The organism is Enterococcus sp. VV15 (assembly GCF_005236045.1).
Taxonomy (GTDB): Bacteria; Bacillota; Bacilli; order Lactobacillales; family Enterococcaceae; genus Enterococcus_B; species Enterococcus_B durans.
Map to the genome: position 1 here is coordinate 156,860 of NZ_QPTY01000002.1, position 15,913 is coordinate 172,772.

The 15,913-nt window shown below is 38.7% G+C and carries 14 protein-coding genes; 4 read left to right on the forward strand and 10 right to left on the reverse strand.

From position 1 onward, the window contains the following. Window positions 1-195 precede the first annotated feature (195 nt). Window positions 196-2,178 carry a PTS system trehalose-specific EIIBC component gene (treP, locus tag DVW83_RS01765; protein ID WP_137238932.1) on the forward strand — a complete coding sequence of 661 codons (1,983 nt, stop codon included), beginning with the start codon at window positions 196-198 and terminating at the stop codon, window positions 2,176-2,178. Window positions 2,179-2,582: 404 nt separating this feature from the next. Here treP and DVW83_RS01770 read toward each other — a convergent pair whose 3' ends face one another. The 9 genes from DVW83_RS01770 to DVW83_RS01810 all read right to left on the reverse strand — a co-directional run bounded on the left by DVW83_RS01770 (window position 2,583) and on the right by DVW83_RS01810 (window position 12,912). Continuing rightward, window positions 2,583-3,140 carry a Maf family protein gene (locus DVW83_RS01770; protein ID WP_104660197.1) on the reverse strand — a complete coding sequence of 186 codons (558 nt, stop codon included), beginning with the start codon at window positions 3,138-3,140 and terminating at the stop codon, window positions 2,583-2,585. A gap of 19 nt (window positions 3,141-3,159) precedes the next feature. Continuing rightward, a complete protein-coding gene (mutL, locus tag DVW83_RS01775; protein WP_104660196.1) occupies window positions 3,160-5,250 on the reverse strand; it encodes a DNA mismatch repair endonuclease MutL in 2,091 nt (696 codons plus the stop codon). Window positions 5,251-5,265: 15 nt separating this feature from the next. Continuing rightward, window positions 5,266-7,884 (reverse strand): DNA mismatch repair protein MutS, encoded by a 2,619-nt coding sequence (gene mutS, locus DVW83_RS01780; RefSeq protein WP_104660195.1) that lies wholly within the window; start codon window positions 7,882-7,884, stop codon window positions 5,266-5,268. Next, on the reverse strand, window positions 7,868-8,242 hold the full coding sequence (locus DVW83_RS01785) for a YlbF family regulator (protein WP_104660194.1): 375 nt from the start codon (window positions 8,240-8,242) through the stop codon (window positions 7,868-7,870). Before DVW83_RS01785 ends, mutS begins: the two co-directional genes overlap by 17 nt. A 14-nt stretch (window positions 8,243-8,256) precedes the next feature. Beyond that, window positions 8,257-9,054 carry a TIGR00282 family metallophosphoesterase gene (locus DVW83_RS01790; RefSeq protein ID WP_104660193.1) on the reverse strand — a complete coding sequence of 266 codons (798 nt, stop codon included), beginning with the start codon at window positions 9,052-9,054 and terminating at the stop codon, window positions 8,257-8,259. A gap of 356 nt (window positions 9,055-9,410) precedes the next feature. Then, complete coding sequence (locus tag DVW83_RS01795; protein ID WP_238699324.1) at window positions 9,411-10,169, reverse strand: DMT family transporter; 759 nt, start codon at window positions 10,167-10,169, stop codon at window positions 9,411-9,413. Window positions 10,170-10,662: 493 nt separating this feature from the next. After that, window positions 10,663-11,436 (reverse strand): HAD family hydrolase, encoded by a 774-nt coding sequence (locus DVW83_RS01800; RefSeq protein ID WP_104660192.1) that lies wholly within the window; start codon window positions 11,434-11,436, stop codon window positions 10,663-10,665. A 19-nt stretch (window positions 11,437-11,455) separates the two neighbouring features. Beyond that, the gene (locus tag DVW83_RS01805) at window positions 11,456-12,091 is read right to left on the reverse strand and encodes a DNA alkylation repair protein (protein ID WP_104660191.1); all 636 of its coding nucleotides are present in this window, start codon (window positions 12,089-12,091) and stop codon (window positions 11,456-11,458) included. 23 nt (window positions 12,092-12,114) lie between these two features. After that, the gene (locus tag DVW83_RS01810; protein ID WP_104660190.1) at window positions 12,115-12,912 is read right to left on the reverse strand and encodes a formate/nitrite transporter family protein; all 798 of its coding nucleotides are present in this window, start codon (window positions 12,910-12,912) and stop codon (window positions 12,115-12,117) included. A gap of 322 nt (window positions 12,913-13,234) precedes the next feature. Here DVW83_RS01810 and rpsD point away from each other — a divergent pair, with 322 nt between their 5' ends. The 3 genes from rpsD to DVW83_RS01830 all read left to right on the forward strand — a co-directional run bounded on the left by rpsD (window position 13,235) and on the right by DVW83_RS01830 (window position 15,757). Beyond that, window positions 13,235-13,846, forward strand: a complete 612-nt coding sequence (gene rpsD, locus DVW83_RS01815) for a 30S ribosomal protein S4 (protein ID WP_005880660.1) — start codon at window positions 13,235-13,237, stop codon at window positions 13,844-13,846. A gap of 495 nt (window positions 13,847-14,341) precedes the next feature. After that, window positions 14,342-14,899, forward strand: coding sequence for a biotin transporter BioY (locus DVW83_RS01820; RefSeq protein ID WP_104660189.1), 558 nt, complete (start codon window positions 14,342-14,344; stop codon window positions 14,897-14,899). 654 nt (window positions 14,900-15,553) lie between these two features. Then, on the forward strand, window positions 15,554-15,757 hold the full coding sequence (locus tag DVW83_RS01830) for a hypothetical protein (protein ID WP_104660188.1): 204 nt from the start codon (window positions 15,554-15,556) through the stop codon (window positions 15,755-15,757). Window positions 15,758-15,814: 57 nt separating this feature from the next. Here the strand turns inward: DVW83_RS01830 and DVW83_RS16050 are convergent, their stop codons facing one another. Beyond that, window positions 15,815-15,910 (reverse strand): hypothetical protein, encoded by a 96-nt coding sequence (locus tag DVW83_RS16050; RefSeq protein ID WP_375731119.1) that lies wholly within the window; start codon window positions 15,908-15,910, stop codon window positions 15,815-15,817. Window positions 15,911-15,913 lie beyond the last annotated feature (3 nt).

Below are 15,913 nucleotides of genomic sequence, written 5' to 3' on the forward strand. Positions count from 1 at the left end.
AATCAACTATACTACAGCTTTTTTATGATTTCAATGTTCTGGCTACTTTCTTGCTCCATTCACTCCATCGTTTTTATAGCAGTTATAAGATTTTCTCGTTTTCAAATAAAACGCTTGCAATCCACTAAATAAAACAGTATAGTATGGATATGGACAACTTGTATACACAAGTTAAAAAGAAAGGGGTTTATTCCTATGGTAAAGTACCAAGCAGATGCCGAAAAACTACTAGAGAGTATCGGCGGAAAAGAAAATATTGCCGCTGTGAGTCACTGTGCTACACGTATGCGTTTCGTTTTGAATGATCAACAAAAAGCAGACGAAAAAGCAATCGAAGATATTCCCAGTGTCAAAGGAATGTTTACTAACGCAGGACAGTTTCAAGTAATTATCGGCAATGATGTAGCCACATTTTACAATGATTTTGTTGCTGTATCTGGCGTTGAAGGCGTATCCAAAGAACAAAGTAAAGTCGCAGCCAAGCAAAATCTTCATCCTGTCCAACGAGCAATTGCTGTTTTAGCGGAAATTTTCACACCACTGATTCCTGCAATTATCGTAGGTGGACTGATTTTAGGTTTTCGTAATGTATTAGAAGGTATCCAATTTGCGAGTCTTGGTGGAACGATCGTTGAACATTCTCAGTTCTGGAATGGTGTCAATGGATTCTTATGGTTACCAGGTGAAGCAATCTTCCACTTCTTACCTGTCGGGATCACTTGGAGTATCGCGAAGAAAATGGGTACTACACAAATTTTAGGAATTGTTTTAGGGATCACATTAGTTTCACCGCAATTATTAAATGCCTATAGTGTAGCTACAACTGCTGCTGATATTCCTTTCTGGGATTTCGGATTTGCACAAGTTCAAATGATCGGTTATCAAGCACAAGTGATTCCAGCAATGCTTGCCGGATTCATGTTAGCTTATTTGGAAATTTTCTTCCGTAAGTATATCCCACAGTCGATCTCAATGATCTTCGTACCATTATTCTCCTTGGTACCAACAGTCTTAGCAGCTCATGTAATTTTAGGTCCTATCGGCTGGACAATTGGTAGCTGGATCTCAAATGTCGTAAATACAGGGTTGACTTCTTCAATCAGCTGGCTATTCAGTGCAGTATTTGGTTTCTTATATGCCCCATTAGTAATTACTGGATTGCATCATATGACAAATGCGATCGATATGCAGTTGATTGCTGATTTTGGTTCAACGAATCTCTGGCCTATGATTGCTCTATCAAATATCGCACAGGGTTCAGCTGTACTTGCAATCATCTTCTTACACAGAGGAAATAAAAAAGAAGAACAAATCTCTATTCCTGCAATGATCTCTTGTTACTTAGGTGTAACAGAACCTGCAATGTTCGGGATCAACTTGAAATATGTTTATCCATTTGTGGCAGCAATGGTTGGGTCAGGTCTAGCAGGGATGTTTGCTAACTTGATGGGTGTACGTGCAAATGCTATCGGTGTAGGAGGCCTACCTGGCATCTTAGCTATCCAAGCACAAGCATGGGTACCATTCATCATTGCAATGGTCATTGCAGTCATTGTTCCTTTCGGTTTGACTGTCATCTTTAGACGTCAAGGCATTTTAAATAAAATTGATCCAGCTGTACCTGTTGCTGAATCAAACATCCAATTACAAACAGCAGACGGCAATACTGTTGCTCCAAAACAGTTCGAACCAGTCAACACAGCAACAACTAGCGTAGCTCTTACTGAAGAATTGTTTGCAGTAGCAGATGGACCAGTTAAAGAGATCATCGAAGTTGATGACCCTGTCTTTTCTCAAAAAATGATGGGTGAAGGATACGCGATCGAACCTTCAAACAACAATGTGTATGCACCTGTCAGCGGAAGAGTCACTAGCGTTTTTGAAACACAACATGCTATCGGTATCTTAAGTGATGCAGGTCTTGAAGTTCTTATTCATATGGGGCTTGATACGGTTGAGTTAAAAGGAGCACCTTTCACTGTACACGTGAAAGAAGGCGACCTTGTCACACCAAATACACGTTTAGCTGAAATGGATCTAGCTGCGGTTGAGCAAGCAGGGAAAAAGACCGATATCCTCGTTGTTCTAACTAACAATGAAAAAGTAGCTGGATTATCACTCGATCAAACAGGACTTGTCCGCCACGGTGAACAAGTCGGAAAAGCAAAAATCAAGTAAGACAAAATGAGCCAGATAACCACTGCATAACGAGGTTACTTGGCTCATTTTTTTAGCTCTATACTTTTTGATGTTGGTGAAGTTCGCCAACATTTTTTATGATTCAAAAGTATAGAAAAGACATCTTTAAATTCTTTAGAATGAATTTGACATCTATATGCAACAAGGACTAATCTTTGGAAATAAAATGAGTTCGAGACAAAAGTCGTTTAGGTTTGAGAAACTTCCGAAAAACCTGACTTTTGGACGCCGTTTATCCGGAGTCTGTAGCAAAACTGATTTTTAGATTTGTCCCACATTCATCGTGAGTTTTATACAAATTTGCATTAATACGATTTGACGAATAGCCATTATTCCAAAATTTCTCATTACCACTATCTTTTGACAATGCGTCTTTTTTAGTTTCAGTTAAATTTTTTCAGTGCTTGATTGACGGCACCAATGGGAAATCCTACAATACTGTAATAGTCGCCATTAATTGCTTTGACAAACGCACCAGCCAGGCTTTGGATACCATATGCGCCTGCTTTATCAGCATAATCACCAGTTGCTAAGTAAGCAGCGATCTCTGCATCTGTTAGATCGTAGAAAGTAACTGCCGCATGTGCTAAGATTTTTTCTTCTTTTTGATGATCTGTTAGAACGACTGCTGTATAGACATCATGGGTCGTGCCACTTAGTTTTCGAAGCATCTCTTGCGCTTCTTCCTCATTCTCAGGCTTACCCATGATCTCGTCTTCAAGCACCACCGTCGTATCGCTTGCGATGACCACTGTATCTGGTAGTTGTTTACTTTTAACAACGTTCGCTTTTTCAAGAGCCATTCGTTGTACATATTGTTTAGGGTTTTCCCCTTCAAATGGCGTTTCATCGATATCAGCAGGTTGAACCTCAAATGTGGAAACCAATCGTCCTAGTAATTTTTTTCTTCTTGGTGACTGTGAAGCCAAAACAACTTTCATCTGTTTTCCCCTCTTCGCCTTAATGTGGATCTTGGATCCTTTTGAACATTCTTTCCATATCTGAATTAGTGAAATGGATCAATACTGGTCTTCCATGCGGACAATTAAACGGATTTTCACATTGGGCAAGATCGTTCAACAGTACCCTAGCCTGTGCTTCATTTAGATAATGGTTCGCTTTGATCGATCGTTTACAACTCATCATGATTGCCGTTGCCTCACGAAACTTCTTCACACTAACCGTTCCAGTGGACAATAACATATCGATCATTTCTCGAATGATCGCTTCTTCCTCCCCGTTTGGATACCAAGTTGGGTGTGAACGAACAATAAAACTATTTTGGCCAAATTCCTCTAAATAAATCCCGACTTCTTCAAGTACAGGTTTCTGCTCTTTTAATTTCAATGCGTCGCTATTCGGGTAATCTAAAACAAAAGGAACAAGCAGTTCTTGAAGATCATCTGTGACTTCCCCGATTTTTTCTCGGAAATATTCATATTTGATCCGTTCCTGAGCGGCATGTTGGTCAATGATATAGAGCCCCTCTTTGCTTTGAGCAAATAGATATGTTCCATGCATTTGTCCAAAATATTCCAACTGAGGAAAACGTTGTGTTGCCTTTTCAGTCTCGAGTTTTTGGATTGCTTGCTCCAATCCACGATCTTTTTTCCCTAAATCAAATTCTGGATGTAAAGCTAGTTCTTCCTCGTGCACAGTTTCCGCTACATCTTGACCAGGAACTTCTTGTTCTAAAAAGTTGCCCACAGTGGATAACTCATCTGCAGACTTATCCACTGATTTTTCTACAAAGTTATCCACAGTATCACCAGGTTTATCCACCGTTTCCCTCTGTTTTTCTGGATAATCCCCTGTTTCTTCAGAAAATCCCTCATTGTTTTCAACACTTTCCACAGAGTTATCAACAGAATCGTTCACAACTGGACTCTTTTCCTCAGAAACATAGAATGCGCCTGTCGCTTGATCGTAACCCAAACTTTGCGGGGTTTTTGGTTTCTGCTCTTCAAACGCATAAGATAAATCAATCTCAATTTGTTCAGCTTTTGGTTGATCCGGTACTTTTTTCTTAAATCTTAAATTGTCTGCAGCACTAGGAATCAAGTTTTCTTGTGATAGTGCTGTTTGGATCGCCTGAGCAATCAAATCTGTCAGTTCTTGTTCTTTGGATAAACGGACTTCTTGTTTTGTAGGATGGACATTGACATCGACTAATAACGGGTCCATTTTGATTTCTAAAACAGCAATTGGAAAACGGCCAACCATTAGTTTCGAGCCATAACCTGCCACAATTGCTTTGTTTAATGAAAAATTCTTGATGAAGCGGCCATTGATGATCGTCGATAAATAATTTCGGCTTGCACGAGTAACTTCTGGCAAGGAAACATACCCAAAGACTTCAAAATCTAAATCGTTCGCTTCGATTTTCAACATTTTTTTTGCTGTAGCTAATCCATAAATCCCCGCAATCGTTTGTTTTAGATCTCCATTTCCTGCTGTTGCCAACATTTTATTGCCGTCGTGGACTAAACGAAATGCAATCGTGGGATGGCTCAAAGCTAAGCGATTGACGATATCGCCAATATTGGCTAACTCCGTATGCAATGTTTTTACATATTTTAACCGTGCAGGTGTATTGAAGAACAGATTGCCAACGGTGATTTTTGTTCCTTGTCTTAGTGGCGCCGGACGATGCTCTATTACTTCTCCGCCCTTCAATTCTAAGTAGGTTCCTTGTGTTTCATCTTGGTTTGCTGTCTCAATCGTGAGCAACGATACGGAAGCAATACTAGGAAGCGCCTCTCCGCGAAACCCTAACGTACGGATGCGGAAAAGATCATCACGACTATGGATCTTACTTGTAGCGTGGCGTTTGAACGCATTTTCCACATCTTCAGTCAAGATACCTTCGCCATTATCAATGACTTGGATTTTTTTCAAGCCTGCTTCTTCAACTAAAATATCAATTTGCGTACTTCCGGCATCAATGGCATTTTCAACGAGTTCTTTTACCACGGATGCTGGCCGTTCGACAACTTCACCAGCTGCGATCTGATTGGCTAATCGTTCCGATAGTTCCTGAATTTTTGCCATCTCAACGCCTTCTTCCTATAGTTGTTTTTTTAGTTCGTATAATTGATTCAATGCATCCATCGGCGTCATTTCTAGAAGGTTCATTTGTTTTAAAGCGGTGATAACAGCTGTTTCTGATTCACTTAATTCACTGAACAATGAAAGTTGTTGTGTTTCTGCTGGCTCTTCTTGTATCGTGTTAGCCTCTGGATACGAGATTTCTTTACTTGACGCCGCTTCAACCTCGACAGCAACTGAACGATGGATAGTATCGCCTGCTTCTAGAGTTTCTAAAATTTTGGCTGCCCGCTCTAATAATTTAGGAGGTAAGCCAGCAATTTTCGCTACGTGGATCCCATAACTTTTGTCTGCGGGTCCGTCCATCATCTTGTGGAGGAAGACCACTTCCCCTTCTTTTTCCACCGCACCCACATGGACATTCTTCAACTGAGGTAATTCTTGGTCTAAAACAGTCAATTCATGGTAGTGTGTAGAGAACAATGTCTTTGCTTGTACGTTTTTGTGGATATACTCAATGATTGCTTGGGCTAATGCCATACCATCATACGTTGCCGTTCCTCGACCTAACTCGTCAAATAGAATCAAGCTATTCGATGTAGCATGGAGCAATGCTTGGTTTGCTTCCATCATTTCAACCATGAATGTACTTTGGCCAGCAATAAGATCATCACTTGCCCCAATACGAGTAAAGATCCGATCGAATACTGGTAGGATGGCTTTTTGCGCGGGTACGAAACAACCCATTTGTGCCATTAGAACAGTCAATGCCAACTGCCGCATATACGTACTTTTACCTGACATATTTGGTCCCGTTATCAACAAGATCATTTCATCTTCTGCCATCTCCACACTATTCGGGATGTACTCTTGATGTCCTAAAACTTTTTCGACTACTGGATGGCGTCCTTCTTGAATCACTAGTTCATGACGGTTTGTAACCATTTCAGGGCGCACATATTGATAGCGTTCACTGATGGTAGCGAAGCTTTGCAAAACATCTGCTGTACTAATAGCCTTGGCAAGTGTTTGTAATGGTTGGATGGCTTTTTTCACTTCTTCCCTTACTGCCAAAAACAACTGATATTCTAAATCTACTGATTTTTCTTCTGCTTCAAGAATCTGTGTTTCTAATTCTTTCAATTCAGGGGTTATGAAGCGCTCTGCATTCGCTAATGTTTGCTTTCTTTCATACTTTTCTAGTTCAGTGTTCGCAAGATTGGCTTTCGTGATTTCAATATAATAACCAAAAACGCGGTTAAAGCCAACTTTTAAGTTTTTGATTCCTGTATTTTGTCGTTCTCTTGCTTCTAACTCTGCTAACCATTGCTTACCATTTTTCATTGCTGAACGATAGGTATCCAATTGTTCATTGAATCCATCTTTAATGACATTTCCTTCAGTGATCTGTAAAGGAGGTTCATCTTGGATCGCTTGATCGATCAGACGTACCAATTGATCCATCGGTTGCATTTCTTTTAATAGTTCTGTCCATTGTCCTTCATTGATGCCTTCAATCAACTGACGAAGTAACGGTACTTGTTCTAATGAAGTTTTCAACTGGATCAAGTCACGCCCATTGACATTCCCGAAAGCCACTCTTCCTGCTAGGCGTTCTAAATCATAGACCTTCGTCAAGGCACTTTGAAGATCCAATCTTTCAAAATAACTATTTAAAAGTGAATCTACCATGTTTTGACGTGCATTGATTTGCTTCAACTGGATCAAAGGACGATCTAGCCATTGTTTCAACAGACGACCACCCATAGCTGTTTTTGTCTCATCCAGCAACCATAAGAGTGTCCCATGTTTCTTGCCTGTCCGAATAGACTGACTTAGTTCCAAGTTGAATTTTGAATAGTAGTCCATCTTTAAATAATGATCGGGTTGATATTCTACTGCTTTTTGGATGTGTGAGAGACTTCTTTTTTGTGTAACTGCTAAATAAGTCAATAATTTGCCAGTCACTTCTTTTTCAAGCGGATCATTCAATTCACTTGTCAAAAAACTAAATTCCGCATTTTCTTCACTTGTTTCTTGTTTTGAAAAAACTAAACCTAGACGATTCTTCAATTGTTCAGAAAGTGTTTCGCTGATTTTATTTCCCAGAACAAGTTCTTTGGTCTGCAAAGCAGAAGTTTCATTTAAAACAGCTTCCTCATCATGTAAATGGGCTGTTTTTAATTCTCCCGTACTCAAATCAACATAGGCAAATCCAAAATCAGTTCCATCATTCACTACAGCTGTCAAGAAATTATTGTCTTTAGCCGAAAGACCTTTACTATCCATGACTGTTCCTGGAGTGACCAATTGGATTACTTCACGTTTGACCATTCCTTTAGTTGTCTTGGGATCTTCGACTTGTTCACAAATAGCCACTTTATAGCCTTTTTCGATCAGAATATCGATATACCCTTGGGCTGCATGGTGTGGCACGCCACACATCGGAATCGGATCATCTGCATTTCGGTTGCGACTCGTTAACGTCAATTCTAAAATTTGTGATGCTTTGATAGCATCTTCATAAAATAATTCATAAAAGTCACCTAAACGATAGAACAAAAAAGCATCTTGGTATTGAGCCTTGATGCTTAAATATTGTTCCATCATCGGAGTATTCTTAGTTTTTTGAGGCATGCTCTTCCTCCTCTATCCATTCATTGATTTCCTCTTGGATCATCTTCGTCAAATGTTGTAAAAGGTCGTTTGCTTCAACCAGTTGGTGGCGGTAAGCCAAGACAAGCGGATGCTGATCCATTGTTTCAGTCAGCTCATTCGCTCGTGCAATCGCTTCTTTTTCCGCTTCTTTCTTGCCATAATGCGCAAAGTTCACTGCTTCTTTTTGTGCTTTTTGGATTTCTTCTGTAAGTTGCGTTAGATAGTGATTCTGTTGTACTTTCATTTCTAGTTCTTTGTAGCGGATGATTACTTCATTCAGACTTAATTGTTCCATAAGCTTGTCTACTTCTTTTTGAATGTTCGCTTCTTTTAGCAATATTCGCTCACTCTCTATTCTAAAAATGGCCGATCTTCATTGATTTGGATCAATTCGATCGTTTTTGCTTTTCCAGTCACATCATCGATCTCTAACAAACAACCGCTCAAAATCCCTCTGCCGTTTTCTACCACTTCAAAACGTTTAGGTAGGGCAGTTAGGAATTTCTCGATAACAGGTTCACGTCGCATACCTAAGATTCCATCATACGGACCAGTCATACCAACATCAGTCAGATAAGCCGTCCCCTGAGGCAAGATACGCGCATCGTTCGTCTGCACATGGGTATGTGTTCCAACGACTGCGGAAACTTTTCCATCTAGGAACCAACCCATTGCTTGTTTTTCACTGGTTGTTTCCCCATGAAAATCAACAAAAATAATTGGCGTTCTTTTTCTTGCTTCTTCGATCAATTCGTTTATTTTACGGAAAGGGTCATCTAGATCCACCATAAAAGAACGAGCTTGCATATTGATAACTGCTAATTCAAGCTGGTTGACTTTGACAAATACTATCCCTTGTCCTGGTGTTCCTTCTGGGAAATTAGCTGGACGTACCATTTTTTTCGCTTGGTCAATAAACTCAAAAATATCTCTATTGTCCCATGTATGATTCCCCATAGTGACCACATCTACACCATCTTGTAAGAACTTCTTATAAATTTTTTCTGTAATCCCTCTTCCAGCAGCCGCATTTTCCCCATTGACAATCGTCACCTGTGGTCGAAATTTTTTCTTTAATCGAGGAAGATACTCTGTAATCATTTCTCGCCCCATTGAACCTACTACATCACCAATAAATAAAACCCGCACACTTTTTCCTCTTCTCTTTTAACGTCACTTTATATTATAGTTGTTTTATAGAAGAAAGAAAAGAGGCTGGGACAGAAGTGTTTCACTCCAAGTGCTTTCTATTTATTTATGTAGGAATTGCTTATGCTCCCGCAGTTTATTTATATTTAGAACATGCCCCACATTCTTTTAGTTCTCTCCATTCAATGATCCTTCACTCCTAGTAAAAATCATATGATCGTGTGTTGCCATAATTGAATTTCCTATGCTTTACTTTTACCTTCTGAAAACAAAGTAAAAAATGCTAAGAAGACCAATCAAATAACGTGTTCAAGAATAAAACAGATAAAAAAGTGGCGTTAACGGTTCAAACGAACTCAACAAACTGTCGTAGTGGGATCGATAAACTGCAAACTTTTGAGATAAAACAAATAAGAAAACAATGTACCAAAAATAATAATAAAGGCCAAAGAAAGAATACTCGATCTTGATAAATGCAACGACCACTCCCGTAAAATAAACGGCAATAGAGCAATTCCAGCCGCTAACATTACTAAGCCAGTTACTAAGGTAGCATCATACGTCCGCAAAAGGGTTCTCGGTAACAAGGTGTATAAAGTTGCTGAAACCCCAGCCATGATCCCCCAGAAAACAGCCCAAGGTGACAAAACGAGCTGGTTCAAACTACCATGAGTCACCAACAGAAAGATCCCTGCAATCGATAAAACAATCGATAAAAGATCAATTCGTCGCGGCGCTGTTCTCTGACGGATCGAATAATAAAGCAGAATAAAAACCGGGTTTAGAAACTGCAGAATAGTGGCGGTCGGGGCATTACCCAAGCGGATCGCCATAAAATAAGTAAATTTCGATGGCACAACACCAGCAAAACCAAACAACAACACATGACCTATATCTTTCGGCCGACTGAACAGTTGAGTCAACTGTTTTCGTTGCGTAGCCCATAAAGACATTAAAAAACCAGCACCTAACAACCACAGACCAACAATACATTCTGTACTAACAGCATTTTTTTCAAAAAAGTATTGGTCGACGCTCCCAGATGCTCCCCATAAAACCGAGCCACTGATTACATAAATCCCCCCCGTGGACGTACAGACAAACCCTTTTCCCACCTTCACTAAAACATTTAGTTAAAAGAATACACCAGCTTTATTCATATCTTAATTTGAGAAAGTAAATTTATTCAGCATCTACTACCGAGAAAACGTTTAACATACAGCAACACGAAAAAAAGCTTCGACTAAACGATCAATTTGTCAAGCATATCTAGAGAAATACAGCTTATAACCCTACGATTGAGGCCGATCCAGAAGTGTTTTGCTCTGAGAAATCAAGATGATTTTCTTCTTCCGTCACCGTTTATTCTTGTTTAAAACCTGAGTCAAAAGTATCTATATGGTACCCTTTCTTATTGTCGAAAAAGAATGTAGGACAAATCTAAAAATCAGTTTTGCCACAGACTCTCGAATAAACAGCATCCAAAAGCCAGGTTTTTCGGAAATTTCAAAAAAAAAACGAGCAATACAAAAACGTATTGTTCGTTTTTCTTTTCAATTTCTCAAAACTAACTTTTGACTCGTCATTCGAATAATCAGTAGGGATAGACTAAATAAAAGCCAATTCTTTCAACGCTTTCCAAATACCATCTTGGTCATTTGTATCTGTGACTAATTTTGCTTCTGCTTGGACTTCTGGCGCAGCATTTCCCATTGCTACTCCGATTCCTGACATACGCAACATTTCTCGGTCATTTTGTCCGTCACCAAAACTAATGATATCTTCTTGCGCAATACCGACTTGATCAGCTAAATGTACGATCGTCGCTGCTTTTGAACCGTCATGAGGAACAACGTCTACACTATTTTCATGCCAACGTACAAAACGGATCTTATCATAATCAGCAAAACGATCATCATAGTTTTTATCAAAAAAGGCTAAAGCTTGGTAAATCTCTTGTTCCTCGACAAAATACTGATCCAGCTCAGGCAAAACGGCGCCAAATGAATGCATTGCCTCTTCCATTACTCCGACATTATTCGAAGAAGAGCGCTTGATATTATCTAGACTAACAAATGCCGTATCGATATTCTCACTATGTGCTTCTTCGACAAAGCGGTCTAACTGTTCACGATCCAAAAGGTTTTTGTAGACTTGTTCATGATCTAAAAAACCTGCAGCTCCATTACATAAAATATAGTTGGTAAAATCTAAGTCACGGATCACTTCCTGTGCATGGAAACGACTACGTCCCGTAGCAATCGTCACTAAATGACCTGCTTTTCGTAATTTATCGAGCGCTTCTCTCGTGCTATCTAGTGCTTGTTTATTCGTGTCCAACAATGTCCCGTCAATATCAAATGCAAATAGTTTGCGTTTCATTTTTTGTCGTCTCTCTTTCTTATAAATACTTGCTTGCTTCTCTTGTTGCCAAAGGACTCAAATCTTTTGCTAATTGTTCTCTTACCCAATCTGCGTCTGCTTTACTATAATCCCTTAAAGCCCACCCAATTGCTTTTTGGATAAAAAACTCATTGGTCATACGGTCGGCTTCGATTGCTTTTGCAAGTAGCTGTGTCTCCGTTTTTTCTTTAAAACCTAATTGTAGCGTAATAGCGATACGCCGCAACCAAAAATCATCTTGTTGCGCAAAAACAACAAAAACTGATTCCAGTTGCTCTAGATGGTGAAGGCACCATGTACTGTAAACTTTCCGCCATAGATCAATACTGTCCCACCATTCTTTTCTTTCTACAAGCATTATCAATGCCCGCAACTCATCAAAAGTAAAACGTTGAACATTACGTTGGACTAAATCGATGGCTAAATACTGATACTCTCTTTCGATTTGACCATAATAATAGTCAGCCAAAGCAATAATTTCTGAAACAGATAGGCATTTACTATCAAGCGACAATTTTTTTTGCAGATTTGCTCGTTCTGGTTTTGGCACGCCGGCAAATAAAAACTGATTACGCATATAGTCTTCCATCTGTTTAGCTTTCTCTTCATTTTTTGGAAAAACAAGCTTCTCCAATTTTTCTCCTCCTTTCGAAGGGGTCAGTCCACATAAGCTGATTTAGACTGATTCAACCAAGCGTATCCTAGCCCCATGACTAGTCCGCCTCCTATATAATTTCCAAGCAAGGCAAACAATAAATTATGTACGATGTTGCCTAGCGTCATCGCATCCATTTGCCCTCCTGAAGCAAAGAAAGCCAATGTAAAAGCAGGAAAATTCGCAATCACGTGTTCATAACCTAAAAATGAGAAAATGAAAATAATGAACACAACCGTTAATGCTTTACCTGCATCATCCTTCATACGCATGCTGATCAAAACAGCTGTATTGACTAGGATATTTGCAAACATTGCTTCCACCAAAATCGTCATCGTTGGCTTTGTCAGTTTCGTTGCAACTGATTCTAACATATAATTGTCCAATGCCAAACTTTGAAATGGCGAAGTAGCAGAAATCAAAAATCCAAACAACAAGCCACCGATCAGATTAAACAAAATACAAGTAAATAAAATTTTTAGTGCTTTCGATAGATTCAAGCGCTTACGATAAACACCAACTGTCATATAAAGCATATTCGAAGTCCCTAACTCTGCATTCATGTACAAAATCATTACCAAACCCCAACTAAACATAAATGCATAAAGGATCTTCCCAAGTCCGTGAGCGATTGCTTCGCCTTTCATTGCGATTGCAAAAGCCACAGCTGTTCCTAATGTTAAAAATAAACAAGCAAATATGGCGCGTAGTGCATAACGTGCAAAACTATTGTCGAACAAGTCGACTTTCTTTTCGATCGAGGCATCGATCTTTTCAAACAACGGTGATACTGGGTTCATCTCTTTTCTCCTTTGATTTGTTCAATTATTTTCATGCTTTTGGCATATACCTCCTTATTTTATAGAGTGCAGAAGCGTTTGTAAAGCGTTTTTAGAAGCTTTTTCACTTGACATCACCAAGTGATTTCCTTTATACTGGAATTCGTGTAAAATAATGCAGCAGAAGAATAATAATACGTCCCTAGTTCGTTGCCCCGATTCGGGTTCAATTGTGTAACCGCGGCTGCAAAGGTGAAGATTGAAGAACGGACTACACGATTATGAATTTTTCATCGGATTATTTTACTCCAAAAACTACATTTATTTATTGGAGGAAATTTTAATGTCTCGTTATACAGGACCATCATGGAAAATTTCTCGTCGCCTAGGTATTTCATTATCAGGTACAGGAAAAGAATTAGCACGTCGCCCTTACGCTCCAGGTCAACATGGACCAAATAGCCGTGGTAAACAATCAGAATACGGTATGCAATTAACTGAAAAACAAAAACTACGTCATATGTACGGAATGAACGAACGTCAATTCCGTAACTTGTTCGTTAAAGCTAGCAAAATCAAAGAAGGTAAACACGGGGTTAACTTCATGATCTTACTAGAACAACGTTTAGACAATGTTGTTTATCGTTTAGGTCTTGCAACTACTCGTCGCCAAGCACGTCAATTAGTTAACCATGGCCACATCACTGTTGATGGCAAACGCGTTGATATCCCTTCATACCACGTTGAAGTGGGTCAAGTGATCTCAGTTCGTGAAAAATCACAAAATATCGTAACAGTTAAAGAAGCTGTTGAAGCAACTGTTGGACGCCCAGCATTTGTAAGCTTTGACGCTGAAAAATTGGAAGGTTCATTAACTCGTTTACCAGAACGTGACGAACTATATCCAGAAATCGACGAAGCACTTGTCGTTGAATACTACAACCAAAGCCTATAATTTCAAAAGTTTTGGTTTACGAGCCCACTACCACTTCGGTAGTTGGGCTTTTTTATTTAGAGGCTGTGAAAAGAGCGCTTTGGCTTGAGCATTAGAGAAGAAAAATAGAAAACAGCTTCTCATATCTTTTATTTTTTTAAGCTAACGCCGAAAGTCAGCTCTTTAAACACCGTAGATAAGGTTGTGAAAAAGCCCGTTCAGCTCCGCCGACAATAAGAATGGATTTTTCGAAACAGCTCCTCATGTTTTGAAAAATTCAGACTTATTTCAAGAAGTTGGCTTTTGAAGTACGATCCAAAAAGTTAGCTTAAAAAACTGCTATTTTGGGAAGACGTTCTTTTTCTCCTATTCGGCTTGTTTTTTGTTTAAATAGTTCTGAATCCGTTTCATTGGTTAGGATCAACATATTTTCATTTTTCTCTTTACAATTCTATGTATATAACGTACAATTTCGTTAACCTATAAAAAATATAAAGTTAACAAAAAGGAGAACTTATGACAAAATCTTTGAAAGAACTTATACTTGCGGCTGAATTTGCAGCGATTATCGCTGCCCTCTCACAATTTACCATCCCCTTAGGTATCATTCCTTTAACAGGCCAAACGTTTGCGATCGGGTTGACCGCCACCTTCCTTGGTAAACGAACAGGAACGATAGCCGTCTTTATCTACTTATTGTTAGGATTGATTGGCTTACCTGTTTTTTCTGGCATGACTAGTGGGATTGGTGTCCTATTTGGCCCTACTGGTGGATATTTGATTGGGTTTATTTTTCAAACCCTGCTGATTGGTTGGCTGATTGAAAAATGGGGCGAAAATTATCCACAAGCTTTTATTGCAAATCTCTTAGGTTCTGTGATTGCTTTGATTTTTGGCACATTTTGGTTGAAAATCAGTGGTGGATTATCGATCCAAACGGCATTTTTAAGTGGGTTCGTTCCCTTCCTACTCCCAGAACTGATCAAAGGAACTGCAGCGGCTTATCTAGGGATCTTATTGAGAAAAAGATTGCACATGATTACTCGATCGACTATTGCTTCACCTAAAAAATAACTATTCTTCCCATTACAATAAAAAATAAACGGTACACTACTATTCGACACTTCTCCGAAAGTTAGTTGTTACTTTTCTTTTTAAATGGGAATACCTTTTATAAATAAATGACAATCCAGAAAAATTAAACGATTATGACATTAAAAATATATTTTATGAATTTTCTAATATATAACTTGATTTATCTGTTAAAACCTAAGCATGGAAAGCTTTTTCTATGCTTAGGTTCCGAGGTGGTACATAATGAAAAACAAGTTTATTTTATCTTTAGGTCTTTTAACTATTGGCGTTAGTGTAGCTAGATCTACAATCCCTACATTTGCTGATAGTGTAAATGAACCAACTACTTATAGTAGATAGAATTAACTCCTTTAGATAAGGATGGAGTAGCCATTGGCAACCCAACTAATGACTTAACTGTTACTGAAATTATTTAACAGTTTCTCCATTACTTTCACGAGCAGCTTCTAAAACGATACGAGTGACAGGAATGATGATTTTTGATAAAGTTGGTTGGCCTTCTAGACCTCCTCAATCACGAAATTGGAAATAAAAAAGAAATGGTTATTGGTATGTATTTACAAAGTTATAAATCAGCTGGAAATAATTATTGCGACTTACTCCGGAACGTTAACTAGAAAGTAGGTATTTTTTATGCCAGAATTTGTAAATGCACCAAATTTTTATCAAAATAGCGATATTCTAAGTAAAATTAATTTACCCAAAGAAGAATCATTCTTACAAGTTCAGCGAACTTTACAGGAGACACAAAAAATTCAAAAATCAATTTCTAATTTAGAATATTCTGAAGAAAAAAGGAAAAAAAGAGACACAAAAACATATCAAAAAGAGAAGTAGTGATTGTATAAAAAGAGTGCCTGATCGACATTGGAGTTGTCAAGAAAAACTAGACACTTAGTTAAGAGAATAAGCGGATTTTTTTTCAAAGGCTCTAGGAGATTGATAGCCAAGGGCAGAGTGTATGCGTTTTGTGTTATAGTAAGTTTCAATATA